Source organism: Methylobacterium sp. (assembly GCF_019745455.1).
Classification (GTDB): domain Bacteria; phylum Pseudomonadota; class Alphaproteobacteria; order Rhizobiales; family Beijerinckiaceae; genus Methylobacterium.
On record NZ_JAIETD010000107.1, the window covers coordinates 1 to 24,832 of the forward strand.

Sequence of the window (24,832 nt, forward strand, 5' to 3'; positions counted from 1 at the left end):
CGATCATACCTACCGGTCATAAGCAATTTTGTGTGGCGCATGACGCCCTTGTTTCACCCATGACGCTCGTCTAAGCGGTGATGCACAGTCTGAAAGTGGATCAATTCCAGCTCGTCGGCGCTTCGGGTGCCGCGATGGCAAAGAGCGCGAGAGGCGTCGCATGACCGGCCTGCTGGCAGATTACCTGCCCCTCATCGTCTTCATCGGCGTGTCGCTGTTCATCGCCGCGGCCTTGCTCGTTGCGCCCTTTCTCGTCGCCTACAACAGCCCCGACCCGGAGAAGCTGTCGGCCTATGAGTGCGGCTTCAATGCCTTCGACGACGCGCGCATGAAGTTCGACGTGCGATTCTACCTCGTCGCCATCCTGTTCATCATCTTCGACCTCGAAGTCGCCTTCCTGTTTCCCTGGGCCATCACATTCGGTGAGCTCGGCTGGTTCGGCATGTGGTCGATGATGGCCTTTCTCGGTGTGTTGACCGTCGGCTTCGTCTACGAGTGGCGCACGGGCGCCCTCGAATGGGACTAGCCGACACGTCTTACGCCTTGCCCGAAGCCTGATCCCGAGAAACCGATGGCCTTCAGCACCGATATCTCCCGTAGCCCTCAGGTGGCGCCGCTGCCCAAAGGCATCATCGACCCCAATACTGGCCTGCCGATAGGGGCCAATGACCCGACCTTCCTGTCGATCAGCAATGAGCTTGCCGACCGCGGCTTCCTGATCACGACCACCGACGACCTCATCAACTGGGCCCGCACCGGCTCGCTGATGTGGATGACCTTCGGGCTCGCCTGCTGCGCCGTCGAGATGATGCAGATGTCGATGCCGCGCTACGATTGCGAGCGCTTCGGCTTCGCTCCCCGTGGCTCGCCGCGCCAGTCCGACGTGATGATCGTCGCCGGGACGCTGACCAACAAGATGGCCCCGGCTTTGCGCAAGGTCTACGACCAGATGCCGGAGCCGCGCTACGTCATCTCGATGGGTTCCTGCGCCAATGGCGGCGGCTACTACCACTATTCCTATTCGGTGGTGCGCGGCTGCGACCGGGTCGTGCCGGTGGACATCTATGTGCCCGGCTGCCCGCCCACGGCGGAGGCGCTGCTCTACGGCGTGCTGCTTCTGCAGAAGAAGATCCGTCGCCTCGGCACGATCGAGCGGTAAGCGCATGACCAACGGCATCATGATCCTGCGCCATACCGAGGCTCCTTCGGGCGAGGGCGCCCTGCAGGCGCTCTCCGACCACATCGCCGGCGCTCTCGGTCCAGCCGTCGTTTCGCGCACCATCGCCTTCGGCGAACTGACGATGGTGGTCCAGGCGAGCGACATCGTCTACGCGCTGACGTACCTGCGCGACGATCCGGCATGCGGCTTCCGCTGCTTCATCGATATCTGCGGCGCGGATTATCCGAGCCGGGCCAGGCGCTTCGACGTCGTCTACCACCTGCTATCCCTGCGCCATAACTGCCGCATCCGCATCAAGGTCGAGACCGACGAGACCACCCCGGTCCCCTCGGTGATCGAGGTCTTTCCGGCTGCGAACTGGTTCGAGCGCGAGGCCTATGACCTCTACGGCATCCTGTTCTCGGGGCATCCGGACCTGCGCCGCCTGCTCACCGACTACGGCTTCGAGGGGCACCCGCTGCGTAAGGACTTTCCGCTCACCGGCTTCGTCGAGGTCCGTTACGACCAGGACGAGGCGCGGGTCGTCTACGAGCCGGTGAAGCTGGCGCAGGAATTCCGGAACTTCGATTTCCTCTCGCCTTGGGAAGGCACCGAATACGTGCTCCCAGGCGACGAGAAGAAGTCGGCCTGAGCGGAGCGAGGCCTATGACCGAGCACAACATCCGCAACTTCGCGATCAACTTCGGGCCCCAGCACCCGGCGGCGCACGGCGTGCTGCGCCTCGTGCTCGAACTCGACGGCGAAATCGTCGAGCGGGTCGACCCGCATATCGGCCTCCTGCATCGCGGCACCGAGAAGCTGATCGAGTACAAGACCTACCTGCAGGCGACGCCCTACTTCGATCGTCTCGACTACGTCTCGCCGATGAACCAGGAGCACGCCTTCTGCCTCGGCATCGAGAAGCTGCTGGGGCTGCAGGTGCCGCGCCGGGCGCAGCTCATTCGCGTATTGTTCTGCGAGATCGGGCGACTTCTCTCGCACCTGCTCAACGTCACCACGCAGGCGATGGATGTCGGAGCGCTGACCCCTCCGTTGTGGGGGTTCGAGGAGCGCGAGAAGCTGATGATCTTCTACGAGCGCGCTTCGGGTGCGCGGCTCCACGCCAACTATTTCCGGCCGGGCGGCGTCCATCAGGACCTGCCTCCGGCTCTGATCGACGACATCGAGGCGTTCTGCGATCCGTTCCTTCAGGTCGTCGACGACCTCGACAACCTCGTCATGGGCAACCGCATCTTCAAGCAGCGCAACGTCGACATCGGCATCGTGACCGTGGACGAGGCCATGGCCTGGGGCTTCTCGGGCGTGATGGTGCGCGGCTCCGGCATTCCGTGGGACCTGCGGAAATCCCAGCCCTACGAGTGCTACGAGGAGATGGAGTTCGACATCCCCGTGGGGAAGAACGGCGACACCTACGATCGCCAGGTCATCCGCATGGAAGAGATGCGTGAATCCGTGAAGATCATGAAGCAGTGCTGCGCCAAGCTGCGCGAGCCTGCCGGCCAGGGTCCGATTTCCGCTCTCGACGGCAAGATCGCGCCGCCGCCGCGCCGTGAGATGAAGCGCTCGATGGAAGCGCTGATCCACCACTTCAAGCTCTATACCGAGGGCTTCCACGTGCCGGCTGGCGAGGTCTACGCGGCGGTCGAAGCACCCAAGGGCGAGTTCGGCGTCTATCTCGTGTCGGACGGCACCAACAAGCCATACCGCTGCAAGATCAGGGCTCCGGGGTTCGCTCATCTCCAGGCGATGGACTGGATGTGCCGTGGTCACATGCTGGCGGATGTCTCTTGCGTGCTGGGCACGCTGGACATCGTGTTCGGTGAGGTGGACCGGTGACCGGTTTCAAGGTTTCGAACTGATGGCTAACCGCAGACTCGCCCCCGCCGCCGAGCAGCCCGAGAGCTTCGCTTTCTCCCCCGAGAACGCGACATGGGCGAAGGGACAGATCGAGAAATACCCCGAGGGCCGTAAGGCCTCGGCGGTGATCCCGCTCCTGTGGAAGGCGCAGGAGCAGAATGGCGGCTGGCTGCCTCAGAAGGCGATCGAGGCGGTGGCCGACGAGCTCGGTATGCCGCATATCCGCGTGCTCGAAGTCGCGACCTTCTACACGATGTTCGCACTCGAGCCGGTGGGCCGGTTCTGGATCCAGCTCTGCGGTACGGTGCCGTGCGATTCCTGCGGCGCGCGCGAGCTGAAGGACTACCTCCAGAAGCGCCTCGGCCCGGCCGGCCATGTCAGCGCCGACGGCAACTTCTCCTGGCTCGAAGTCGAGTGCCTCGGCGCCTGCTGCAATGCCCCGATGGCGCAGATCAATCAGGACTACTACGAGGATCTGACGCCCGAGCTGCTCGGGACGCTCATGGACGACCTCGCTGCAGGTCGGACCGTGAAGGTCGGCTCGCAGATCGGCCGGGTCTCCTCCGAGCCGAAGGATGCCGTCAACACGCTGACCGACCCGACCCTGTTCGACGGGTCGCGCGTCGGCGCCTGGCGCAAGCGCTTCGAGGAGAAGGAAGCCGAAGAATCGACCGGCGAAGCCGAGTCTTCGGAGCAGCGAGCCGCCACCGATCCGAAGCCGGCTCGTCCGGATGCGGGCAGGGCCGTCGGCACCGCCGCCATGGATACGCCGGCACAGCGTTCCGCAGCCGGGCAGACGCCGGTGACATCCACCGACAAGGCTCAGGCTGCCGACGGTACCGATTCGACGGCGCAGCCGAACCCGCCGGTCGAGAAGGCAGCCGCCGAGACGATCGCCGAAGGCGAGGCGGCGGGTGCCGAGGCGGGAAAACAATCGGCGCTGCCCCGGAGCGAGCCGCCACCGCAGCCCGCGGCCTCCGGTGCCAGCGAGGGCGAGGTCGCGGCTGAGGCCGAGGTGGCGCGGATCGAGGGCAAGCTCGCTGCTCTGCCCAAAGACGCCAGCCCTGAGCAGAAGGCCGATGCGGTCGGTACCCGCCCGGCCGGCCTCGATGCCGCCCGTGCCGGACAGCCGGACGCCCTGACTCGCATCAAGGGCATCGGTCCCGGCAACGAGGCGCGCCTGCACGGGCTCGGCATCTACCATTTCGATCAGGTCGCCGCCTGGACCCGCGACGAGGTCGCCTGGGTCGGCACCTACCTGGCTTTTCCGGGCCGTATCGACCGCGAGGGCTGGGTGGCACAGGCCGCCGCCCTTTCTGGCCAGCCGAAACTAGTGAGTCGCTGACATGCTCTCCGACCAGGATCGCATCTTCACGAACCTCTACGGGCTCCATTCTCCCGGCTTGGACGCCGCGAAGAAGCGCGGCGCCTGGGACGGTACCAAGTTCCTCCTGGAAATGGGTCGGGACTGGATCATCGACGAGATGAAGGCCTCGGGCCTGCGCGGCCGCGGCGGCGCCGGCTTCCCGACCGGCCTGAAATGGTCGTTCATGCCGAAGAAGTCGGATGGCCGGCCGCATTACCTCGTCGTCAACGCCGACGAATCCGAGCCCGGCACCTGCAAGGACCGGGAGATCATGCGGCACGATCCGCATCTCCTCATCGAGGGCTGCATGCTGGCCTCGTTCTCGATGGCGGCGCATGCCTGCTACATCTACATTCGCGGCGAATACGTCGCCGAGAAGCATGCCCTGCAAAAAGCGGTCGACGAGGCCTACGAGGCGAAGCTCGTCGGCAAGGACAACATCCACGGCTACCCGTTCGACATCTACGTCCATCACGGCGCCGGCGCCTATATCTGCGGCGAGGAGACGGCGCTGCTCGAGAGCCTCGAAGGCAAGAAGGGCATGCCGCGGCTTAAGCCGCCATTCCCGGCCAATATGGGCCTCTACGGCTGCCCGACGACGGTGAACAACGTCGAGTCCATCGCGGTGGCCGGCACCATCCTGCGCCGCGGCGGAGCGTGGTTCGCAGGGCTCGGGGGCAAGAACAACACCGGCACCAAGCTGTTCTGCGTCTCCGGCCACGTCAACACGCCCTGCAACGTCGAGGAAGAACTCGGCATCACCTTCCGAGAACTCGTCGACAAGCATTGCGGCGGCATGCGCGGCGGCTGGGACAACCTGCTGTGCTCGATCCCCGGTGGCTCATCGGTTCCGCTGGTGCCGGCCGAGCAGATCATCGACGCCAAGATGGATTTCGACACCCTGCGCAACCTCGGCTCCGGCCTCGGCACGGCAGCCGTGATCGTGCTCGACAAGTCCACCGACATCGTCGCGGCGATCACCCGCATCTCGTATTTCTACAAGCATGAGAGCTGCGGCCAGTGCACGCCTTGCCGTGAGGGCACCGGCTGGATGTGGCGCGTGATGAAGCGCATGACCGAAGGGCGCGCCCAGCGCCGAGAGATCGACATGCTGCTCGATGTCACGAAGCAGATCGAGGGTCACACGATCTGCGCGCTGGGCGATGCGGCGGCTTGGCCGATCCAGGGGCTGATCCGCCACTTCCGACCCGAGATCGAGCGTCGCATCGACCGCTACAGCGCCAACCCGCACACCGACCCCGTGCCGATGGCGGCTGAGTGATTCCTATCGTCGTCGCACCAAGGTTCGAGACCGAGAAGCACGAATGACAAAACTCCTCGTCGACGGCATCGAGGTCGATGTTCCTGCCGAGTACACCCTGCTCCAGGCCTGCGAGGTCGCGGGCGCGGAGATCCCGCGCTTCTGCTTCCACGAGCGGCTGTCCATCGCCGGCAATTGCCGGATGTGCCTCGTCGAGCTGAAGGGTGCGCCCAAACCCGTGGCGAGCTGCGCCTATGCGGTCAAGGATTGCCGGCCCGGCCCCAACGGCGAACCGCCGGAGATCCTCACGCGCTCGGGCACCACCAAGAAGGCCCGAGAGGGGGTGATGGAGTTCCTCCTCATCAACCACCCGCTCGATTGCCCGATCTGCGACCAGGGCGGCCATTGCGACCTGCAGGACCAGGCCATGGCCTACGGGGTCGATTCGACCCGTTACGGCGAGAACAAGCGCGCGGTCGAGGAGAAGTATATCGGCCCGCTGGTGCGCACGGCGATGAACCGCTGCATCCACTGCACCCGCTGTGTCCGCTTCCTCGCCGAGGTCGCCGGGGTGCCGGATCTCGGTGCGATCGGTCGCGGCGAGGACATGGAGATCACGAGCTACCTCGAATCCGCCATGGGCTCTGAGCTGCAGGGCAACGTCGCGGATCTCTGTCCGGTGGGCGCCCTCGTCCACAAGCCGCAGAGCTACAACATTCGTCCCTGGGAGCTCTCCAAGACCGAGTCGATCGACGTCATGGACGCCGTCGGCTGCGCCATCCGCGTCGATGCGCGCGGCCGCGAGGTCATGCAGATCGAGCCGCGCGTCCATGAGGAGATCAACGAGGAGTGGATCTCGGACAAGACCCGCCATGCGGTCGACGGTCTTCGCCTTCAGCGCCTCGACCGTCCGTTTCTGCGCGAGAATGGCCGCCTGCGCCCGGCCTCATGGGGTGAGGCCTTCGCCGCCATCGCGGCCAGGATGAAGAGTGCGGACCCGAAGCGCGTCGGCGCGGTGGTCGGTGATCTCGCCGCCGTCGAGGAGATCTACGCCCTCAAGGCGCTGATGACCTCGCTTGGCGTGACCAACCTGGATTGCCGCCAAGACCGGCAGCCGATCGATCCGGCTTGGGGCAGGGCTGCCTACATCTTCAATCCCACCATCGCGGGAATCGAGGAGGCGGATGCGATCCTGCTGGTGGGCACCAATCCGCGCCTCGAAGCCTCGCTTCTGAACGTGCGCATTCGCAAGCGCTGGCGGATGGGGCCTCTCGCGGTCGGCCTCATCGGCGAGGCGGCGGACCTCACCTATCCCCACACCTATCTCGGTGCCGGACCTGAGACGCTGGCGGAAATTGCCGCCGGCCGGCACAGCTTCGCCGAGGTGCTGAAGGGCGCGAGCCATCCCCTCATCGTCGTCGGCACGGGTGCGCTCGCGCGGCCGGACGGCGCGGCGATCATGTCGGCCGCTGCCGCGCTCGCCAAGGATATCGGCGCAGTGACGCCGGAGTGGAACGGCTTTGCCGTGCTCCAGACCGCCGCCGCCCGCGTCGGCGCCCTCGATCTCGGCTTCGTGCCAGGGGAGGGGGCCCTGGGCTTCGCCGAGATGGCGCAGCCCGGCTCGCTCGACGTCTTGTTCAATCTCGGCGCCGACGAGGTCGAGATCGGGCCGGGCGCCTTCGTGATCTACCAGGGCACCCATGGCGACCGCGGCGCGAGCCGGGCCGACGTGATCCTGCCGGGCGCGGCCTACACCGAGAAGAACGCGACCTTCGTCAACCTCGAGGGCCGGGTCCAGACGACGAACCGGGCCGGCTTCCCGCCGGGCGACGCCCGCGAGGATTGGGCGGTGCTTCGCGCACTCTCGGACGTCCTCGGCAAGCGCCTGCCCTTCGATTCGCTGGGGGCGCTTCGGCGCTCGCTCTACGCCGAGCACCCGCATTTCGCGGCCCTCAGCGCGATCGCGCCGAGCGATGTCGCGGCGACCGTCGAGGCGCTGTCAGCCCTCGGCGGCGAGCCGGAGAAGGCGCCCTTCGCCTCGCCGATCACTGACTTCTATCTCACCAATCCGATCGCGCGCGCCTCGCGCGTGCTCGCCGAGTGTTCGAGCCTCGCGCAGACGCGCGGTCTCCAGGCGGCGGAATAGGGGCTGTCCATGACCGGCTGGGAAACGCTCGGCACCGTCTTGCTGCTGCTGCTCAAGAGCTTCGTGCTCCTTGCGCTGCTGCTCGTCTTCATCGCCTACGCCCTGCTCGCCGATCGCAAGATATGGGCGGCGGTCCAGTTGCGCCGCGGGCCCAACGTGGTCGGGCCGTGGGGGCTGTTCCAGTCCTTCGCCGATCTTCTGAAGTTCGTGCTCAAGGAGCCGGTGATCCCGGCCGGGGCCAACAAGGCGCTGTTCCTCCTGGCGCCGCTGATCTTCGCGACTCTGGCCCTGGCGGCCTGGGCCGTGATCCCGCTGGCGGAGGGCTGGGCGATCGCCGACCTCAATGTCGGCATCACCTATATCTTCGCGATCTCGTCGCTGATGGTCTACGGCGTGATCATGGGCGGCTGGGCCTCGAACTCGAAATACGCCTTTCTCGGCGCGCTCCGTTCCACCGCCCAGATGATCTCCTACGAGGTCTCGCTCGGCTTCGTCATCATCTGCGTCCTCCTCTGCGCCGGCTCGCTCAACCTCTCGCGCATCGTCATGGCGCAGGACACGTCGCTCGGCATCCTCGGCTGGTACTGGCTCTGGCTGTTCCCGATGTTCGTGGTGTTCTTCATCTCCGCGATGGCCGAGACCAACCGCCCGCCCTTCGACCTGCCGGAGGCCGAATCGGAATTGGTGGCGGGCTACATGGTCGAGTACTCCTCGACACCCTACCTCCTGTTCATGCTCGGCGAGTACGTGGCGATCATGACCATGTGCGCGCTCGGCACCGTGCTGTTCCTCGGTGGCTGGCTCTCGCCGATCCCCTTCGCGCCGTTCACCTGGGTGCCGGGCCTGATCTGGTTCGTCCTGAAGGCGAGCTTCCTGTTCTTCATGATCGCCATGGTGAAGGCCATGGTGCCGCGCTATCGCTACGACCAGCTCATGCGGCTCGGCTGGAAGGTGTTTCTTCCGCTCTCGCTCGCCTCCGTCGTGGTCGTCGCGTTCGTCCTCAAGCTCACCGGCCTCGCGCCGGTGGCCATCCCCACCTAACCTTTTGTTTTTTCGCGCTTTCCAACGGAAAACCGCTCACACTTTTCCTGGAAGCGCTTCAACGGAGATCGCGCAATGAAGCTCGATCAGGCTGCCAAGGGCCTTCTGCTGAAGGAATTCGTCTCGGGGTTCGCCCTTGCGATGAAGTACTTCTTCAAGCCGAAGGCCACGATCAACTACCCCTTCGAGATGGGCCATCGCGGTCCGCGCTTCCGGGGCGAGCACGCCCTGCGGCGCTATCCGAATGGCGAGGAGCGCTGCATCGCGTGCAAGCTCTGCGAGGCGATCTGCCCGGCCCAGGCCATCACGATCGAGGCGGGGCCGCGGCGCAACGACGGCACGCGGCGCACGACCCGCTATGACATCGACATGGTGAAGTGCATCTACTGCGGCATGTGCCAGGAGGCGTGCCCCGTGGATGCCATCGTGGAGGGTCCGAACTTCGAGTTCTCGGTGGAGACCCGTGAGGAGCTGCTCTACGACAAGGAAAAGCTTCTCCTGAACGGTGATCGCTGGGAGCGGGAAATCGCGCGCAACCTCGCCGTCGACGCGCCGTATCGTTGACCGGCGCAACCCAGTTGTGCCTCGCAGGACCGGGTTCTATAGACGGGCGGCATTCCGGCCCATTGCTTAGGCTAAGGCAGAAGGGGCCGTCCTCGGGGCGGCTGATCTCAACAATCGCATGAGTGCAGCCGCTGCCTTTTTCTATCTGTTCTCCGGGCTCGCCGTTGCGTCCGGCTTCATGGTGATCGCCTCGCGCAATCCCGTAGCCTCGGTGCTGTTCCTGATCCTCGCCTTCGTGAACGCCGCCGGCCTGTTCGTCCTGATGGGGGCCGAGTTCCTGGCGATGATCCTGGTGGTGGTCTATGTCGGCGCCGTCGCGGTGCTGTTCCTGTTCGTCGTCATGATGCTCGACGTCGACTTCGCCGAACTGCGACAAGGCTTCCAACGCTACCTTCCGGTGGGCGGTCTCATCGGGGTGATCTTTCTGATCGAGCTCGTCCTCGTGGTCGGATCCTGGGCGATCGATCCGGGCTTGGTCCAGGCGCCGCTCGGCAATGCCGCGCGCGGTGAGGCGGCCACCAACACACAGGCCCTCGGCCGGGTCCTCTACACCGACTACGTCTACTTCTTTCAGCTCGCCGGCCTGATCCTGCTCGTCGCAATGATCGGCGCGATCGTTCTGACCTTGCGCGATCGACCGGGTGTCAAGCGCCAGAACATCTCGGTTCAGAACGCACGCACGCAAGGGATGGCGATCGAGACGATCAAGGTGCCCTCGCGCCAGGGCGTCGAGGTCTGATGGCGGCTCAGGGGAGGCAATCGGGACGATGATCGGATTGAGCCACTACCTCACCGTCGCGGCGATCCTGTTCACGCTTGGCGTGCTCGGCATCTTCATCAACCGCAAGAACGTCATCGTCATCCTGATGTCGATCGAGCTGATGCTGCTCGCGGTCAATATCAACCTCGTCGCCTTCTCGACCCATCTCAACGACATCGTCGGGCAGGTGTTCGCCCTGTTCGTCCTGACGGTGGCGGCGGCCGAGGCCGCCATCGGTCTCGCCATCCTCGTCGTGTTCTTCCGGAACCGCGGCTCGATCGCGGTCGAGGATGTGAGCATGATGAAAGGATGACGGCCCTGACGCTGAACCGAACACGACGTGGCGAGGGCCTGAACGTGCCCTGCGAGGCCGGACGTTAGATCAATGTACCACGCGATCGTCTTCTTCCCCCTCATCGGCGCCCTGGTGGCCGGCTTGTTCGGCCGCTACCTCGGACCGCGCCTGTGCGAGTGGATCACCACCAGCTGCCTCGGCTTCTCCGCTCTCCTGTCCTGGGGCGTGTTCCTTGATGGCGGCGGCGAAAGCCTGCGCGTGCAGGTGGCGACCTGGTTCGCGGCCGGCGATCTCAGCGTGGATTGGGCCTTCCGCATCGACACGCTGACCCGCGTGATGCTCGTGGTCGTCACCACGGTCTCGACCCTCGTTCACCTCTACTCCGTCGGCTACATGCACGAGGATCCGCACCGGCCGCGGTTCTTCGCCTACCTGTCCCTGTTCACCTTCGCCATGCTGATGCTGGTGACGGCGGACAACCTCGTCCAGATGTTCTTCGGCTGGGAGGGCGTCGGCCTCGCGAGCTACCTGCTGATCGGGTTCTGGTACGAGAAGCCCTCGGCGAATGCCGCCGCGATGAAGGCCTTCATCGTCAACCGCGTCGGAGATTTCGGCTTCTCGCTCGGCATCTTCCTCGTCTTCGTCCTGTTCGGCTCGGTCGCCTTCGACGGCATCTTCCCGCGCGCGAACGAGTTCAAGGACGCGAGCTTCCACTTCTTGGGTCAGGACTGGCATGCCCTGACGCTCGCCTGCCTGCTCCTGTTCATGGGCGCGATGGGCAAGTCGGCGCAGTTCCTGCTCCACACCTGGCTGCCGGATGCGATGGAGGGCCCGACCCCGGTCTCCGCGCTGATCCATGCCGCCACGATGGTGACCGCCGGCGTGTTCATGGTGGCACGCCTATCGCCTCTGTTCGAGCTTGCCCCGAACGCGCTGATCGTCGTGACTGTGGTCGGCGGCATCACGGCCTTCTTCGCGGCGACCATCGGGCTCGTGCAGAACGACATCAAGCGGGTGATCGCCTACTCGACCTGCTCGCAGCTCGGCTACATGTTCGTGGCGCTCGGCGTCGGCGCCTACTCCGCCGGCGTGTTCCACCTTTTCACCCACGCCTTCTTCAAGGCGCTGCTGTTCCTTGGCGCCGGCTCGGTCATCCACGCCCTGCACCATGAGCAGGACATGCGGAACATGGGTGCCCTTCGGAAGCACATCCCGTTCACGACGGCGATGATGACGATCGGCACTCTGGCGCTGATCGGCTTCCCCTTCACCGCCGGTTACTACTCGAAGGACGCGATCATCGAGGCGGCCTATGCCTCGACGCGGCCGGGACACACCCTGGCGTTCCTGGCGACCGTGATCGCGGCTTTGATGACCTCGTTCTATTCCTGGCGCCTGTTCTTTCTCACCTTCGAGGGGCCGGCGCGCTGGGCGGCGCACGGCGCCGGGCACCACGACGATCACGCTCCCGCCGTGGCACATTCGGCGATGGCGCATCAGGCCGACGGCGCGCCTGGCCACCATGAGGGCGTGGCACACGACGACCACGGCCACGATATCGAGCCGGCCTCGCACAGCGCCATCGAGCACCACGACCACGCGCCGCACCAGCCTCACGAGAGCCCGCTGGTCATGACCATTCCGCTGGCGATCCTCGCCTTCGGCGCGCTCTTCGCCGGCCTTATCTTCAAGGACCGCTTCATCGGCGAGGGCATGGAGGCGTTCTGGGGCCCGGCCCTGGCGCATGGGCCCGACAACCACATCATGCACGACATCCACTCGGTGCCGAAGATCGTCGCCTATTCCCCGGCGATCATGATGCTGATCGGATTCGTGCTGGCGTTCTGGATGTATATCCGCCGCCCGGACTTGCCCGGCCGTCTCGCGGAGCAGCAGCCGGTCCTGTACCGCTTCCTCCTCAACAAGTGGTACTTCGACGAGCTCTACGACCGGATCTTCGTCCGCCCGGCCAAGGATTTCGGCAAGTTCCTCTGGAAGGAGGGCGATGGGCGCGTCATCGACGGGATGGGCCCGGACGGTATTGCCACCCGCGTCATGGACGTCACGCGCGGCGTCGTCCGCCTCCAGACCGGCTACGTCTACCACTACGCCTTCGTCATGCTCGTCGGCGTCGCCGGGCTGATCTCCTGGTACATGGTCTCGGGCCTGCCGAAGGTCGGACAGTGATGGCCGGCCTCGTTTCCTCCCTTCGGAGCCCCCGCTAGATGTTCGGCCTCGGCATCCTCTCCGGTCTGCTGATCGTGCCGCTCTGCGGCGCGGCCTTCATCCTCACCCTCGGCGAGGAGACGGAGGCCGTGCGCCGCAACGCCCGCTGGGCGGCGCTCGCGACCACCATCGTCACCTTCCTGCTCTCGCTGGTCGCCTGGGGCCGGTTCGATATCTCGACCGCGAGCTTCCAGCTCGTGGAGACCCATGCCTGGCTGACCGACACGATCCGGTTCAAGCTCGGCGTCGACGGCTTCTCGATGCCGCTGATCCTGCTGACCACCTTTCTGATGCCGTTCTGCATCGCGGCCTCGTGGAACTCGATCGGGACCCGGGTAAAGGAGTATTTCGTCGCCTTCCTCGTCCTCGAGACGACGATGATTGGCGTGTTCCAGGCCCTCGACCTCGTCCTGTTCTATCTGTTCTTCGAGGCAGGCCTGATCCCGATGTTCCTTATCATCGGCATCTGGGGCGGGAAGCGCCGCATCTATGCCAGCTTCAAGTTCTTCCTCTACACACTGCTCGGCTCGGTGCTGATGCTGCTCGCCATCATGGCGATGTACTGGCACGCCGGCACCACCGACATCCCGACCCTGCTCCAGACCCGCTTCCCGGTCGGCATGCAGTACTGGCTCTGGCTCGCCTTCTTCGCCTCCTTCGCGGTGAAGATGCCGATGTGGCCGGTCCATACCTGGCTGCCCGACGCGCATGTGGAGGCGCCGACCGCGGGCTCCGTGATTCTGGCCGGCATCCTCCTCAAGATGGGCGGCTACGGTTTCATCCGAGTCTCGCTGCCGATGTTTCCGGACGCGTCGCACTACTTCGCGCCGCTCGTCTTCGCGCTCTCGGTGATCGCGATCATCTTCACGTCGCTGATCGCGATGATGCAGACCGACATCAAGAAGCTCATCGCCTACTCGTCGGTCGCGCATATGGGCTTCGTGACGCTCGGCCTCTTCACGCTGAACGAGCAGGGCATCCAGGGCGCGCTCTTCCTGATGATCTCGCACGGCATCGTCTCGGGCGCGCTCTTCCTTTGCGTCGGCGTCGTCTATGACCGGATGCATACCCGCGAGATTGCCGCCTATGGCGGGCTCGTGAAGCGCATGCCCCTCTATGCTGCTGCGATGATGGTCTTCACCATGGCCAATGTCGGCCTGCCCGGCACCTCCGGCTTCGTCGGCGAGTTCCTGGCGATGATGGGCGCCTTCAAGGCGAACCCGACGGTCGCCTTCTTCTCGGTCTTCGGCATCATCCTCTCGGCGGGCTACGCGCTCTGGCTCTACTCGCGGGTGATCTACGGCAAGCTCGAGAAGCCCAACCCGCAGGGCATCCTCGACCTCGACCTCCGCGAAAAAATCATCATCGCGCCGCTTGTGGCGCTGACGATCTACTACGGCGTCCACCCCGCCCCGATTCTCGACACCTTCGCCCCCTCGACGGAGGCGCTGATGCAGAGCATGAAGACCGCGCTCTCGACCACGCAGACCGCGGCTGTGCTGCCGGCCGTCTCGCGCTGAAAGTGAACCGATGAACGCCGCCCAGATCGTGATGCCGGCGCTCGGGCCAGCCCTGCCCGAGCTGATCCTCGCCGTCGGGGTCCTGGTGCTGATCCTCTACGGGTCGTTCAAGGGCGAGCGCTCCGTGGAAGGCGTCAATGTCGGCGCCCTGCTGCTCATCGTGCTGGCCTTGTTCGTGGTCGTCTCCCAGACCGGCGCCAAGATCACGACCCTCAACGGCTCCTTCATCAGCGATGGATTCTCGCGCGTCATGAAGGCCCTGGTGCTGATCGGCTCGGGCGCCACCATCCTGCTGTCGCGGGACTATTTTCAGCGCGAGCGGATCGACCGGTTCGAGTTTCCGATCCTCATCCTCCTCTGCACCATCGGCATGATGGTGATGGTCTCGGCCAATGACCTGATCGCCCTCTATCTCGGGCTCGAACTCACGTCGCTCGCCTCTTACGTCATCGCGGCGTTCCACCGGGACAATCTGAAATCCACCGAGGCCGGCCTCAAGTATTTCGTCCTCGGCGCGCTCTCCTCGGGCATGCTGCTCTACGGCTCCTCCCTGGTTTACGGCTTCACCGGTACGGTCTCGTTCCCCGGCATCGTTTCGGCCCTTCATCAGAGCGCCGGCTTCGGCATCGTGCTCGGCATCGTGTTCGTGGCCGCTGGCGTCGCCTTCAAGATGTCGGCGGTGCCGTTCCACATGTGGACGCCGGACGTCTACGAGGGCTCGCCGACGCCGGTGACGGCCTTCTTCGCTTCGGCACCCAAGATGGCCGCTGTGGCGATGACCGTGCGGGTCTTCATCGGCGCCTTCCCGGACGTCACGGCGATCTGGCAGCAGATCATCGTGTTCATCTCGATTGCGTCGATGACGCTCGGCTCCTTCGCGGCGATCGGCCAGACCTCGATCAAGCGCCTGATGGCCTATTCCTCCATCGGCAATATCGGCTACGCGCTGATCGGCTTGGCGGCGGCCTCGGAGGAGGGCATCCGCGGCGTCGTGATCTACATGATCATCTACCTCGCCATGACCCTCGGCGCATTCGCGATCCTGCTCGCCCTGCGCCGCGGTTCCGAGATGTTCGAGACCGTGGACGACCTCTCGGGACTGTCGCGGACCCATCCGGTGATGGCGTTTTGCCTCGCCGCGATGATGTTCTCGCTGGCGGGTATCCCGCCGCTGGCCGGCTTCTTCGCGAAGTTCTACGTCTTCGCCGCCGCCATCAAGGCCGACCTTGTGGCGCTCGCGGTGATCGGCGTCGTCACCAGCGTCGTCGGCGCCTACTACTACCTGCGCATCGTCAAGGTGATGTATTTCGACGAGCCGAAAGCGCCCTACGAGGCAATGGCGCCGGGCCTTCGCATCGTGCTCGGTCTGTCGAGCGTCGTCGTGATTCTGTTCTGGCTGCTACCGGCGCCCCTGGTCGGTGCCGCCGGCATCGCCGCGAAGTCGCTTTTCTAGGAACCGGATGACCTATCGGCTCGGCCCGAACGCCGAGGCTGCCGGGCATCGCCTCGCCGTCCACGAAAGCCTCGGTTCCACCAATACCGAAGCGCTGGAACGCAGCCGAGCGGGGGCAGTGGGTCCGCTCTGGGTTGTCGCTCGGCATCAGGAGGCCGGACGGGGACGCCGAGGCAACCACTGGACCTCGCCGCCGGGCAATCTTGCCGCAAGCCTGTTGCTCGCCGTCGACGATGTCGAACCGGCCAAGCTGGCAACGCTGGGGTTCGTGGCCGGTGTGGCCCTCGTGGAGGCGATCGGCACCCATCCCCTCTCCCCGTCTGACGGGGAGAGGGGATGGGTGCCATCAACGAGCGGCGCGACGCCCCGCCTCAAATGGCCGAACGACGTCCTGCTTGGCGGCGCCAAGCTCGCCGGCATCCTCCTGGAGGCGGAGACCCTGCGCGATGGCCGTCGAATCGTCGTGATCGGGTTCGGCGTCAACGTCGCGGCGGCGCCCGAGGGATTGCCTTATCGGGCAACCTGCCTCAGGCAGTGCGGGCACGCTTTCACCGCCGAGGAGGTGTTCGCGAGGTTGTCGGACAGCGTCGTCGACGCGATCCGGCTGTGGCGCCAGGGCGAAGGATTTCCGGATGTGCGCGCGCGCTGGCTCGCGAGCGCCGCTGGGATCGGCGGGCCGGTGACGGTTCGGCTCGGCGAGGGCCAGGTGCAGGGAATTTTCGAGACGATCGACGAAGCCGGACGGCTCGTGATCGAAACCGATGATGGAACGCGACGGACCGTGACGGCGGGCGAGGTGCATTTTGGGACGGCCGCGACGGCGGCTTGAGGTTTGAATCTGATGACGACAGGGCAAGACGAGCTCGTCTTCGTGCCGCTCGGCGGCGTGGGCGAGATCGGCATGAACGCGGCGCTCTACGGCTTCGGGCCGGAGAAGGGCCGCAAATGGATCATGGTCGATTGCGGAATGGGCTTCGCCGGGGAGGAGGGCTTCCCCGGTATCGACCTCATGTTCCCGGATCTCAGCTTCATCGAGGAGCGCCGCGAGGACCTGCTCGCGATCTTCATCACGCACGCGCATGAGGACCATATCGGGGCGATCAGCGAGCTCTGGGGCAAGCTGAAGGCACCAGTCTATGCGACCCGCTTCGCCAAGAACCTGCTCGAAGCGCGCAAGCTCAGCGAGCCCGGCGCTCCGAAGGTGGTCCTCCGAGAGATCATCGCCGGCCGCCGCGTCAGCGTCGGGCCCTTCGAGATCGAGTTCATTCCGGTCTCGCACTCGATCCCGGAATCGAATGCCGTGGCGATCCGCACGGCCCATGGCCTTGTCCTGCACACGGGTGACTGGAAGCTCGATCCGACGCCGATCCTCGGCGACGTCACCTCGGCCGCAGCCTTCCGGGCGCTCGGCGACGAGGGCATCCTGGCGATGGTCGGCGACTCGACCAACGTGGTGCGCGAGGGCCGCTCGCCGAGCGAAGCCGAGGTCGCCGCGACCTTGCGCGAGATCATCATGAATGCGCCGCATCGTGTGGCGGTGACGACCTTCGCCTCCAACGTCGCCCGCATGCGCGCCGTTGCCATGGCGGCGCAGGCCTGCGGCCGCGAGGTCGTGGCCGTCGGGCGCGCCATGGACCGGGTGATCGAGGTCGCCAAGGAATGCGGCTTCCTCGACGGGCTCCCGGATTTCCGGCCCGCCAGCGCCTATGGGTACCTGCCCCGCGACAAGGTCGTGGTGCTGCTCACGGGCTCGCAGGGCGAGGACCGGGCGGCGCTCGCCCGTGTCTCCCGCGACGACCATCCGGACGTGACCCTCACGGCCGGCGACCGGGTGATCTTCTCCTCACGCGCCATTCCGGGCAACGAGCGGCCGGTGGGCGCGATCATCAACGACCTGATCAATGCCGGCATCGAGGTGATCACCGACCGCACTGCCCTCGTCCATGTCTCGGGCCATCCCCGCCGCGACGAGATGGCGGAGATGTATGCCTGGACCCGGCCCAAGACCGCGATCCCGGTTCATGGCGAAGCTTTGCATCTCGACGAGCATGCCCGCTTCGCCCGTGCCCAGGGCGTTGAGAACGTCGTCAAGGCGCGCAACGGCTGCGTCGTGCGTCTGGCGCCTGGCACGCCGGAGATCATCGACCACGTCAAGGCCGGTCGTCTGTTCAAGGACGGCAACGTGCTCATCGACTCCAAGGACCGGGCGATCCCCGAGCGCCGCAAGCTGGCGCAGGCAGGTCTGGTCTCCGTGGCCATCGTCCTGGACGAGCGCGGTGAGGTTCTCGGCGAGCCGGCGGTAGACATCATCGGCCTGCCCAACCGCGGCAAGTCCGGCCAGCCCATGCTCGACGTCGTGGTGGATTCGGTCGCCCGCACCCTCGCCGGACTGTCGAAGGCCAAGCGCCGGGATTCGGAAGCGGTGGAGAACGCCGTCGACCGGGCCTTGCGCTCGGCCGTCAACGAGGCCTGGGGCAAGAAACCGGCTTGCCACGTCCAGGTGGTCGAGGTGTGAGTATCTCACCTCCCCGTAAGGGGAGGGGAATGCCCATCGGAAACGAGGAGCGACACATGATCGGACGCATCAACCACGTGGCCATCGCCGTGCGCGACCTCGACGCGGCCATCGCGATCTATCGAGACACGCTGGGAGCAAAGGTCACCGAGCCGCTGCCGCAGCCCGAGCACGGCGTCACAGTGGTCTTCGTCGAGTTGCCCAACAGCAAGGTCGAGCTGATGGCGCCGCTCGGCGAGAACTCGCCCGTCGCGAGTTTCGTCGAGCGTAATCCGGGCGGCGGCATCCATCACGTCTGCTATGAGGTCGACGACATCATCGCGGCGCGCGACAAGCTCAAGGCGCAGGGCGCACGGGTGCTCGGTACCGGCGAACCGCGCATCGGCGCTCATGGGAAGCCAGTGCTGTTCCTCCATCCCAAGGACTTCCTGGGCACACTCGTCGAGCTCGAGCAGGTCTGACCGCCTTGGTGAACATTCTGACATCATCGACTCCGCGCACCCTCGCGGCGATCACCATGATCGGCGCGATCTCGGTGGCGCTGGCGGTCAAGCTGTTCGGGCTCTCGATCTTTGGCGGCGTGGCGCTCTATTTCGTCGTGTGGTGGACCCTGCTCTTCGCGATCCTGCCTTTCCGCAATCAGGCCGAGACCGATCCGGAACGTGTCGTGCCGGGCCAGGACCCTGGTGCTCCAGCGACGCCTCGACTTCGCGAAAAGGCGATCTGGACCACCCTCGTGACGAGCGTGGTGTTCCTCGCCACCGTCGCCATCCTGCCGCTCGCAGGGCTCTGAACCCCGCTTATCATGCCGAAGATGCGCAAGAAGGCCGATCTTCCCGCAAAGGTCTGTGCCCAATGCGGCAAGCCCTTCGCGTGGCGCAAGAAGTGGGAGCGGGTCTGGGACGAGGTTCGCTACTGTTCGGACCGGTGCAGGTCCGAGGCAAAGCGGAGCTGACTGAGAGGCGACCGGGGATGACCCCGGCCGACTTCAGTTTCCGTTTGGATATCTCCCGCGCTTGCCTTTAGGAGGCGAGCCCCTCGTCCTCGTCGATATCGACCAGGAACACGATGTCGGCGTCGTCCTCTTCGTCCTCATCCTCGTCGTCGTTCGACGCGGTCTGAGCGTGGCGGGCATCCGGTTCGAACGGCTCGTCTTCCTCGGAATCGTCCTCCGCGAGGGCGTCGTCGAAGACGTCGATCTCCTCTTCGGTCGCCGCCCGAACCGTCAGCTCGGACTTGCCATTCCAGAGGGGACGGCCGTCGGTCTTCATGGCCTGGATGTCGTCCTTGAAGCCGTCACAGGTGAACAGGTCGCGCGCGACCTCCTCGCTGCCATTGATGACCGCGATGGCGACGCCGTCGATCTCGAGTGTGAACATCGCGTATTCCTCAATCAGGGCTTCGAGCGTTAAACCGGACCTCCTGTCCGGGCCGACCCTCTTGCTCGTTCTTGCCGCACCGGATGTTTCCGAGAAGGTGATCCCACTTTCCGGTCCGATGCGTCGGAGCCGCCGTCCGTTTACGGGTGAACGGTCGGCAGGCCAACCGGAATCACGCGCCTCCGGCACTCCGCGCGATCGCTCTCTTAACGACCCCCTGGACCTCCGGGTTCGACAGGAAGAGGTCGTGATTGATGAGGCCGCCGCCGTAATCCGAGGCGTCGGCGACCCTGACGCCGAGGGCTTCGAGGCGTTCGCGGTCGGCGGCGCCCGCACGGACGATGCCGCCCGCGATGGCGCCTGAGAGTTCGAGCGCCCTGTCGTTCGTGGACGAGATCACGGTGATCTTGTTCACGTCGGTGCCGAGGCGCTCGACGCTGCCGGTGAAGAGGTCGATGTCGATATCGGGCGCCGCGAGGATCACGGCGCCGATGCGTGCCATCGCCGCCTCGCCGGCCTCGGCGCGCAGCATGCGAAGCGTCTCAAGCGTCAGGAGCGTCCCCATCGAGTGGGCGACGATGTTGATGCGCCCGCCGCTCGGCGAGGCGACGAGGGCCTTGAGGAGGTCGCCGAAACCGTCGCGCGACCACAGGGCGCTCTCGCGATCGTAGCCGTAATCGAAGGTCGCGGCTGCGGAGGGCCATGTGAACAGGGCCGAGGCACCACGAAAGCGGATGCCGTCCGAGAGCCGCGCCGCGCTGATGGCGGCGGAATCGAAGCTCTCACGATAGCCATGGACGTAGATCAGCACGTCGCGGCCGAGGGCGGCATCGGCGAAGGCGGCGGCGGCTCCGCTACCGGTCTGGACGCGCGGCACCGCCGTCACGGCCCAGTCGCCGGTGACGACGGCGGAGACCTTGCCGATGAGCGAACGGTCCGGCGCGGAGAGGCGGACCTCGGCGAAGCTCAGGCCGCGGCCGCGCTCGGAATTGAAATAGGGCGGTTTGGGCGGGCTGCCGACCGGCTTGCGCGTGGTGGCGACGAGGAGGACCGGGCTGACGTCGAGGGCCGATTGTTTCTCCGGTCCAGCCGCGGTTCCGGTGACGAGGCCGTCGGCGATGCAGCCGCCAAGGCCGGATGCCATACTGGCGACCCCCGACAGGGCGGCGAGGCGCAGCAGCGAGCGTCGGTTTGGCCGAAGGCGAGGATTCATGTGCGAGTGTCGCCCTTGAGAAAGTCGAGCCGGGCGATCGTCTCGCCGGCGCCCTCGTGTCGGCCATGATCGTGACCGTGGCAGGGCATGGTCAAGGTTTGATCCAGGCACCGATGCCATCGCGACAGGGTCTGTGGCCGATGGAGCACAGATCTTGCCGCGCCCCCTCGACGAACCGATCCCGTCCCGGCATGAAGAGCGCCATGGCGCCTCCTTCCCTCGACATCGATGCCCTGCGCGAACGCCTGCTCGCCGGTGACCGCGCCGCCCTGGCCCGGGCGATCACGCTCACCGAGTCGAAGCGCGCCGACCACCGGGCCGTCGCCCGCGACCTGATCGACGCCGTCCTGCCTCATACGGGATCGGCGATCCGGGTCGGCATCACCGGTGTTCCCGGGGTCGGCAAGTCGACCACCATCGATGCTCTGGGTGCCAACCTGACGGCGTCCGGCCACAAGGTGGCGGTGCTGGCGGTGGACCCGAGCTCGACCCGCACCGGCGGTTCGATCCTCGGCGACAAGACCCGGATGGCGCGCCTCGCCCTCGACCCCAATGCCTTCATCCGGCCCTCGCCATCCTCGGGCACGCTCGGCGGCGTCGCGGCCAAGACCCGCGAGACCATGCTGCTCTGCGAGGCGGCGGGCTTCGACGTGATCCTCGTCGAGACCGTCGGCGTTGGGCAGTCGGAGACCGCGGTAGCGGATCTGACGGATTTCTTCCTCGTCCTGATGCTCCCCGGCGCCGGCGACGAGTTGCAGGGGATCAAGAAGGGCATCCTCGAACTCGCTGACATGATCGCGGTGAACAAGGCCGATGACGGCGGGGGCGAGCGCCGGGCGAGCGCCGCAGCCTCGGAGTACCGCGCAGCCCTTCACATCCTGAGCGCGCCGAGCTCCACGTGGTCGCCGCCGGTGGTCACCATCTCCGGGCTCAATAACAAGGGCCTCGACGGGATGTGGGAGCGGGTGGTCGAACACCGCGCCAAGCTCACCGCCACCGGCGAGATCACCGCCAAGCGCCGAGCTCAGGACGTCAAATGGATGTGGGCGCTGGTCCATGAGCGCCTGCACCAGCGCCTCGTCGGCTCGGCCGAGATCCGCCGTCAGACGGCGGAGGCGGAGGCCCTGGTATCGGCCGGAAACAGCTCGCCGGCGGCGGGAGCCGAGACGATCGCGACCCTGATCGGGCTGTGACGAGGCCGAGCGGTCATCTCCTCGTCACCGGCTTCGGGCCGTTCCCAGGCATGGCGGTCAATCCGAGCGCGGTGCTGGCGCGGCGGGTGGCCGACCATCCGCGCCTGACCGCCGTGCGGCCCCGGCTCCTCGTTCTGCGCACCGCCTATGAATCGATCGAGACGGAACTGGTGCCCGCGCTCGACGAGCGTCCCGCTGCGGTCCTGATGTTCGGCGTTGCCTCCCGGGCGAAACGCGTCCGCGTGGAGACGCGGGCGATCAACCGCGCGAACCGCCTCTATCCCGATGCCTCGGGCCGCGTCTCCTCCATCCTCGCCCTGGAACGCGGCGGCCCGGCACAGCGAAGGGGCGCCGTCGCCGCGACGATCCTTGTGCGCCTCCGCAGCCGCGGAATCGATGCGGGCCTGTCGCGGGATGCGGGCCGCTACCTTTGCAACGCCTCGTACTTCAGGGCCCTGCGGGAGGACTGCCCCGTACTCTTCCTCCACATCCCGCCGTTTCGGCGCGAGGCCCTTCCGCGCGGCCCCCGCATGGATCGGCTGGTCGAGGTAGCCGTCGATGTCGCGATCCTGATGATGTCTCGGGGTCGCGCGACCTGATCCGGCGGTCAGATGCGGCAGGCACCTGAGAGCGCATTGTTCTCCGCTTCCGTGAACAGCCGCGAACGGATCAGGAAGCGCTTGTCGCGTCCGTTCTCCAGGGAGAACATGCCACCGCGGCCGGGCACCACGTCGAGGATGAGGTGGGTATGCTTCCAGACCTCGAACTGAGGCCGGCTGATCCAGAAATCGGCCCCCGCCACCTGGCCGAGATGGACGTCGCTTTCGCCGGTGAGGAACTCGCCGACGGGAAAGCACATCGGCGAGGAGCCGTCGCAGCAGCCGCCCGACTGGTGGAACATCACCGGCCCATGCTCGGCGCGCAGTTCCTCGATCAGGGCGAGGGCGGCCGGCGTGGCGGTGACCCGAAGGGGCGTGCCGTCGACGCCGGCCTGGTCGGCCGTGTTCCGATCGCTGAGGATGACGTCGCTCATCGGCATGATCTCCTGAACCCGGGGTTCGTCTCGAGATAGCTTGAAGGCGCGGAAACGAAAATGCCCCGGCCTCGCGGCCGGGGCGCGTCATGAATAGATCGACCGGCTTAGAAGAAGCCGAGCTTCTTCGCCGAGTAGCTGACCAGCATGTTCTTGGTCTGCTGGTAGTGGTCGAGCATCATCTTGTGGTTCTCGCGCCCGATGCCGGACTGCTTGTAGCCACCGAAGGCCGCGTGGGCCGGGTAGGCGTGGTAGCAGTTCGTCCAGACGCGGCCGGCCTGGATCGCCCGGCCGAAGCGGTAGGCGCGGCTGCCGTCGCGGGTCCAGACGCCGGCGCCGAGGCCGTAGAGGGTGTCGTTCGCGATCGACAGGGCGTCGGCATCGTCCTTGAAGGTGGTCACCGAGAGCACCGGTCCGAAGATCTCCTCCTGGAAGATCCGCATCCGGTTATGGCCCTGGAACACGGTCGGCTTCACGTAGTAGCCCTCGGCGAAGTCGCCCTCTAGGGTGTTGCGCTCGCCGCCCGTGAGGACCTTGGCGCCTTCCTGCTTGCCGATATCGATGTAGCTCAGGATCTTCTCGAGCTGCTCGCTGGATGCCTGGGCGCCGATCATGGTGGTGGGTTCGAGCGGCGAGCCCTGGACGACGGCTTCGACCCGCTTGATCGCCCGCTCCATGAAGCGGTCGTAGATCGACTCGTGCACGAGCGCGCGGCTCGGGCAGGTGCAGACCTCGCCCTGGTTGAGGGCGAACATCGTGAAGCCTTCCAGGGCCTTGTCGAAGAAGTCGTCATCCTCGTTGGCGACATCCGCGAAGAAGATGTTCGGCGACTTGCCGCCGAGCTCCAGAGTCACCGGGATCAGGTTCTGCGAAGCGTATTGCATGATCAGCCGGCCCGTCGTCGTCTCGCCGGTGAAGGCGATCTTGGCGATGCGGGGCGAGGAGGCGAGGGGCTTGCCGCATTCCAGGCCGAAGCCGTTGACGATGTTGATGGTGCCGGGCGGCAGAAGGTCGGCGATCAGCTCCATCACCACCAGGATCGAGGCCGGTGTCTGTTCGGCGGGCTTGAGCACGATGCAGTTGCCGGCGGCGAGCGCGGGAGCGAGCTTCCACACCGCCATCAGGATCGGGAAGTTCCACGGGATGATCTGGCCCACGACGCCCAGCGGCTCATGGAAGTGATAGGCCACCGTGTCGTGGTCGATCTCCGAGATCGAGCCTTCCTGCGCCCGCACGCAGCCGGCGAAGTAGCGGAAATGGTCGATGGCGAGCGGGATGTCGGCGTGGGTCGTCTCGCGGATCGGCTTGCCGTTATCCCAGGTCTCGGCCCGGGCGATGAGGTCGAGGTTCTCCTCCATCCGATCGGCGATCCGGTTCAGGATCAGGGCGCGCTCGGCGGCTGAGGTGCGACCCCAGGCATCCTTGGCGGCATGTGCCGCATCGAGGGCCTTCTCCACGTCCTGGGCGTCGGAGCGGGCGACCTCGCAGACCACACGGCCGTTGATCGGCGAGGTGTTCTCGAAATAGCGGCCGTTCACGGGGGCAACCCATTGTCCGCCGATGAAGTTGTCGTAGCGCGCGGAGAACGGCGCCTTCAGGCTGGATGACAAAAATTCCGGCTTGTTCATGGCGAATCCTCGTTATGTTTGTTTGGTCCCTTCTACTCCTTGGCAGACCGTGTGCCAAATGCTTCCACATGGCGGAGCGAGTTCTTGTGCAATGCGGTAAGTCATTGCCAGAGCATGTTGCTTGATGTGCTGCGTGTTGCAGGGCCTAGCATAAGCAGGTCACCTCGTCCTGAGCTTCCGGCCTCCAGCCTCGACTTGTTCC

The 24,832-nt window shown here is 65.9% G+C and carries 25 protein-coding genes; 21 read left to right on the forward strand and 4 right to left on the reverse strand.

Going from position 1 to position 24,832, the window contains the following annotated elements:
• Window positions 1–160 precede the first annotated feature (160 nt).
• The 19 genes from K2Y56_RS19325 (at window position 161) to K2Y56_RS19415 (ending at window position 19,139) form a co-directional block, all read left to right on the forward strand.
• Window positions 161–526, forward strand: coding sequence for an NADH-quinone oxidoreductase subunit A (locus K2Y56_RS19325; RefSeq protein ID WP_292511298.1), 366 nt, complete (start codon window positions 161–163; stop codon window positions 524–526).
• A 45-nt stretch (window positions 527–571) separates the two neighbouring features.
• A complete protein-coding gene (locus K2Y56_RS19330) occupies window positions 572–1,159 on the forward strand; it encodes an NADH-quinone oxidoreductase subunit B family protein (protein WP_292511301.1) in 588 nt (195 codons plus the stop codon).
• A 4-nt stretch (window positions 1,160–1,163) separates the two neighbouring features.
• Window positions 1,164–1,811 (forward strand): NADH-quinone oxidoreductase subunit C, encoded by a 648-nt coding sequence (locus K2Y56_RS19335; RefSeq protein WP_292511304.1) that lies wholly within the window; start codon window positions 1,164–1,166, stop codon window positions 1,809–1,811.
• Between the two features lie 14 nt (window positions 1,812–1,825).
• The gene (locus K2Y56_RS19340) at window positions 1,826–3,016 is read left to right on the forward strand and encodes an NADH-quinone oxidoreductase subunit D (RefSeq protein WP_292511305.1); all 1,191 of its coding nucleotides are present in this window, start codon (window positions 1,826–1,828) and stop codon (window positions 3,014–3,016) included.
• A 22-nt stretch (window positions 3,017–3,038) separates the two neighbouring features.
• Complete coding sequence (nuoE, locus tag K2Y56_RS19345) at window positions 3,039–4,382, forward strand: NADH-quinone oxidoreductase subunit NuoE (protein WP_292511308.1); 1,344 nt, start codon at window positions 3,039–3,041, stop codon at window positions 4,380–4,382.
• Between the two features lies 1 nt (window position 4,383).
• Window positions 4,384–5,685: an NADH-quinone oxidoreductase subunit NuoF gene (gene nuoF, locus K2Y56_RS19350; protein WP_292511311.1), complete on the forward strand. Its 1,302-nt coding sequence runs from the start codon at window positions 4,384–4,386 to the stop codon at window positions 5,683–5,685.
• A gap of 43 nt (window positions 5,686–5,728) precedes the next feature.
• Window positions 5,729–7,810 carry an NADH-quinone oxidoreductase subunit NuoG gene (gene nuoG / locus K2Y56_RS19355; protein ID WP_292511314.1) on the forward strand — a complete coding sequence of 694 codons (2,082 nt, stop codon included), beginning with the start codon at window positions 5,729–5,731 and terminating at the stop codon, window positions 7,808–7,810.
• Window positions 7,811–7,819: 9 nt separating this feature from the next.
• Window positions 7,820–8,851, forward strand: coding sequence for an NADH-quinone oxidoreductase subunit NuoH (gene nuoH / locus K2Y56_RS19360; protein ID WP_292511317.1), 1,032 nt, complete (start codon window positions 7,820–7,822; stop codon window positions 8,849–8,851).
• Window positions 8,852–8,926: 75 nt separating this feature from the next.
• A complete protein-coding gene (gene nuoI / locus K2Y56_RS19365) occupies window positions 8,927–9,415 on the forward strand; it encodes an NADH-quinone oxidoreductase subunit NuoI (protein WP_292511320.1) in 489 nt (162 codons plus the stop codon).
• Window positions 9,416–9,533: 118 nt separating this feature from the next.
• Complete coding sequence (locus tag K2Y56_RS19370) at window positions 9,534–10,154, forward strand: NADH-quinone oxidoreductase subunit J (RefSeq protein ID WP_292511322.1); 621 nt, start codon at window positions 9,534–9,536, stop codon at window positions 10,152–10,154.
• Window positions 10,155–10,182: 28 nt separating this feature from the next.
• Entirely contained in the window at window positions 10,183–10,488 is a 306-nt protein-coding gene (gene nuoK, locus K2Y56_RS19375) for an NADH-quinone oxidoreductase subunit NuoK (protein WP_292511326.1), read from the forward strand.
• 72 nt (window positions 10,489–10,560) lie between these two features.
• The gene (gene nuoL / locus K2Y56_RS19380) at window positions 10,561–12,657 is read left to right on the forward strand and encodes an NADH-quinone oxidoreductase subunit L (RefSeq protein WP_292511329.1); all 2,097 of its coding nucleotides are present in this window, start codon (window positions 10,561–10,563) and stop codon (window positions 12,655–12,657) included.
• A 38-nt stretch (window positions 12,658–12,695) separates the two neighbouring features.
• Window positions 12,696–14,216: an NADH-quinone oxidoreductase subunit M gene (locus K2Y56_RS19385; protein WP_292511331.1), complete on the forward strand. Its 1,521-nt coding sequence runs from the start codon at window positions 12,696–12,698 to the stop codon at window positions 14,214–14,216.
• Between the two features lie 10 nt (window positions 14,217–14,226).
• On the forward strand, window positions 14,227–15,669 hold the full coding sequence (gene nuoN, locus K2Y56_RS19390; RefSeq protein ID WP_292511334.1) for an NADH-quinone oxidoreductase subunit NuoN: 1,443 nt from the start codon (window positions 14,227–14,229) through the stop codon (window positions 15,667–15,669).
• A gap of 7 nt (window positions 15,670–15,676) precedes the next feature.
• The gene (locus tag K2Y56_RS19395) at window positions 15,677–16,498 is read left to right on the forward strand and encodes a biotin--[acetyl-CoA-carboxylase] ligase (RefSeq protein ID WP_292511337.1); all 822 of its coding nucleotides are present in this window, start codon (window positions 15,677–15,679) and stop codon (window positions 16,496–16,498) included.
• A gap of 12 nt (window positions 16,499–16,510) precedes the next feature.
• Window positions 16,511–18,184 (forward strand): ribonuclease J, encoded by a 1,674-nt coding sequence (locus K2Y56_RS19400; RefSeq protein ID WP_292511340.1) that lies wholly within the window; start codon window positions 16,511–16,513, stop codon window positions 18,182–18,184.
• A gap of 56 nt (window positions 18,185–18,240) precedes the next feature.
• On the forward strand, window positions 18,241–18,645 hold the full coding sequence (gene mce / locus K2Y56_RS19405) for a methylmalonyl-CoA epimerase (protein ID WP_292511343.1): 405 nt from the start codon (window positions 18,241–18,243) through the stop codon (window positions 18,643–18,645).
• A 56-nt stretch (window positions 18,646–18,701) separates the two neighbouring features.
• On the forward strand, window positions 18,702–18,977 hold the full coding sequence (locus K2Y56_RS19410; RefSeq protein WP_292511477.1) for a DUF1467 family protein: 276 nt from the start codon (window positions 18,702–18,704) through the stop codon (window positions 18,975–18,977).
• Window positions 18,978–18,989: 12 nt separating this feature from the next.
• On the forward strand, window positions 18,990–19,139 hold the full coding sequence (locus K2Y56_RS19415) for a DUF2256 domain-containing protein (protein ID WP_292511346.1): 150 nt from the start codon (window positions 18,990–18,992) through the stop codon (window positions 19,137–19,139).
• 67 nt (window positions 19,140–19,206) lie between these two features.
• Here K2Y56_RS19415 and K2Y56_RS19420 read toward each other — a convergent pair whose 3' ends face one another.
• Both K2Y56_RS19420 and K2Y56_RS19425 read right to left on the reverse strand, forming a co-directional pair.
• Entirely contained in the window at window positions 19,207–19,563 is a 357-nt protein-coding gene (locus K2Y56_RS19420; protein ID WP_292511349.1) for a hypothetical protein, read from the reverse strand.
• A gap of 172 nt (window positions 19,564–19,735) precedes the next feature.
• Window positions 19,736–20,776, reverse strand: a complete 1,041-nt coding sequence (locus tag K2Y56_RS19425; RefSeq protein WP_292511352.1) for an alpha/beta hydrolase — start codon at window positions 20,774–20,776, stop codon at window positions 19,736–19,738.
• Between the two features lie 191 nt (window positions 20,777–20,967).
• Here K2Y56_RS19425 and meaB point away from each other — a divergent pair, with 191 nt between their 5' ends.
• Together meaB and K2Y56_RS19435 are read left to right on the forward strand one after the other, a co-directional pair.
• Window positions 20,968–21,969 carry a methylmalonyl Co-A mutase-associated GTPase MeaB gene (gene meaB / locus K2Y56_RS19430; RefSeq protein WP_292511355.1) on the forward strand — a complete coding sequence of 334 codons (1,002 nt, stop codon included), beginning with the start codon at window positions 20,968–20,970 and terminating at the stop codon, window positions 21,967–21,969.
• A complete protein-coding gene (locus K2Y56_RS19435; protein WP_292511358.1) occupies window positions 21,966–22,568 on the forward strand; it encodes a peptidase C15 in 603 nt (200 codons plus the stop codon). Before meaB ends, K2Y56_RS19435 begins: the two co-directional genes overlap by 4 nt.
• 8 nt (window positions 22,569–22,576) lie before the next feature.
• On the opposite strand, the gene K2Y56_RS19440 is transcribed toward K2Y56_RS19435, so the two are convergent.
• Both K2Y56_RS19440 and adh read right to left on the reverse strand, forming a co-directional pair.
• Complete coding sequence (locus tag K2Y56_RS19440) at window positions 22,577–23,002, reverse strand: DUF779 domain-containing protein (protein WP_292511361.1); 426 nt, start codon at window positions 23,000–23,002, stop codon at window positions 22,577–22,579.
• A 107-nt stretch (window positions 23,003–23,109) separates the two neighbouring features.
• Entirely contained in the window at window positions 23,110–24,630 is a 1,521-nt protein-coding gene (adh, locus tag K2Y56_RS19445; RefSeq protein WP_292511364.1) for an aldehyde dehydrogenase, read from the reverse strand.
• Window positions 24,631–24,832 lie beyond the last annotated feature (202 nt).

Coding starts and splice junctions, on each gene's coding strand:
- K2Y56_RS19325 (WP_292511298.1), top strand. CDS start 161: ATGACCGGCCTGCTGGCAGATTACCTGCCCCTCATCGTCTTCATCGGC.
- K2Y56_RS19330 (WP_292511301.1), top strand. CDS start 572: ATGGCCTTCAGCACCGATATCTCCCGTAGCCCTCAGGTGGCGCCGCTG.
- K2Y56_RS19335 (WP_292511304.1), top strand. CDS start 1,164: ATGACCAACGGCATCATGATCCTGCGCCATACCGAGGCTCCTTCGGGC.
- K2Y56_RS19340 (WP_292511305.1), top strand. CDS start 1,826: ATGACCGAGCACAACATCCGCAACTTCGCGATCAACTTCGGGCCCCAG.
- nuoE (WP_292511308.1), top strand. CDS start 3,039: ATGGCTAACCGCAGACTCGCCCCCGCCGCCGAGCAGCCCGAGAGCTTC.
- nuoF (WP_292511311.1), top strand. CDS start 4,384: ATGCTCTCCGACCAGGATCGCATCTTCACGAACCTCTACGGGCTCCAT.
- nuoG (WP_292511314.1), top strand. CDS start 5,729: ATGACAAAACTCCTCGTCGACGGCATCGAGGTCGATGTTCCTGCCGAG.
- nuoH (WP_292511317.1), top strand. CDS start 7,820: ATGACCGGCTGGGAAACGCTCGGCACCGTCTTGCTGCTGCTGCTCAAG.
- nuoI (WP_292511320.1), top strand. CDS start 8,927: ATGAAGCTCGATCAGGCTGCCAAGGGCCTTCTGCTGAAGGAATTCGTC.
- K2Y56_RS19370 (WP_292511322.1), top strand. CDS start 9,534: ATGAGTGCAGCCGCTGCCTTTTTCTATCTGTTCTCCGGGCTCGCCGTT.
- nuoK (WP_292511326.1), top strand. CDS start 10,183: ATGATCGGATTGAGCCACTACCTCACCGTCGCGGCGATCCTGTTCACG.
- nuoL (WP_292511329.1), top strand. CDS start 10,561: ATGTACCACGCGATCGTCTTCTTCCCCCTCATCGGCGCCCTGGTGGCC.
- K2Y56_RS19385 (WP_292511331.1), top strand. CDS start 12,696: ATGTTCGGCCTCGGCATCCTCTCCGGTCTGCTGATCGTGCCGCTCTGC.
- nuoN (WP_292511334.1), top strand. CDS start 14,227: ATGAACGCCGCCCAGATCGTGATGCCGGCGCTCGGGCCAGCCCTGCCC.
- K2Y56_RS19395 (WP_292511337.1), top strand. CDS start 15,677: ATGACCTATCGGCTCGGCCCGAACGCCGAGGCTGCCGGGCATCGCCTC.
- K2Y56_RS19400 (WP_292511340.1), top strand. CDS start 16,511: ATGACGACAGGGCAAGACGAGCTCGTCTTCGTGCCGCTCGGCGGCGTG.
- mce (WP_292511343.1), top strand. CDS start 18,241: ATGATCGGACGCATCAACCACGTGGCCATCGCCGTGCGCGACCTCGAC.
- K2Y56_RS19410 (WP_292511477.1), top strand. CDS start 18,702: ATGATCGGCGCGATCTCGGTGGCGCTGGCGGTCAAGCTGTTCGGGCTC.
- K2Y56_RS19415 (WP_292511346.1), top strand. CDS start 18,990: ATGCCGAAGATGCGCAAGAAGGCCGATCTTCCCGCAAAGGTCTGTGCC.
- K2Y56_RS19420 (WP_292511349.1), bottom strand. CDS start 19,563: ATGTTCACACTCGAGATCGACGGCGTCGCCATCGCGGTCATCAATGGC.
- K2Y56_RS19425 (WP_292511352.1), bottom strand. CDS start 20,776: ATGAATCCTCGCCTTCGGCCAAACCGACGCTCGCTGCTGCGCCTCGCC.
- meaB (WP_292511355.1), top strand. CDS start 20,968: ATGAAGAGCGCCATGGCGCCTCCTTCCCTCGACATCGATGCCCTGCGC.
- K2Y56_RS19440 (WP_292511361.1), bottom strand. CDS start 23,002: ATGAGCGACGTCATCCTCAGCGATCGGAACACGGCCGACCAGGCCGGC.
- adh (WP_292511364.1), bottom strand. CDS start 24,630: ATGAACAAGCCGGAATTTTTGTCATCCAGCCTGAAGGCGCCGTTCTCC.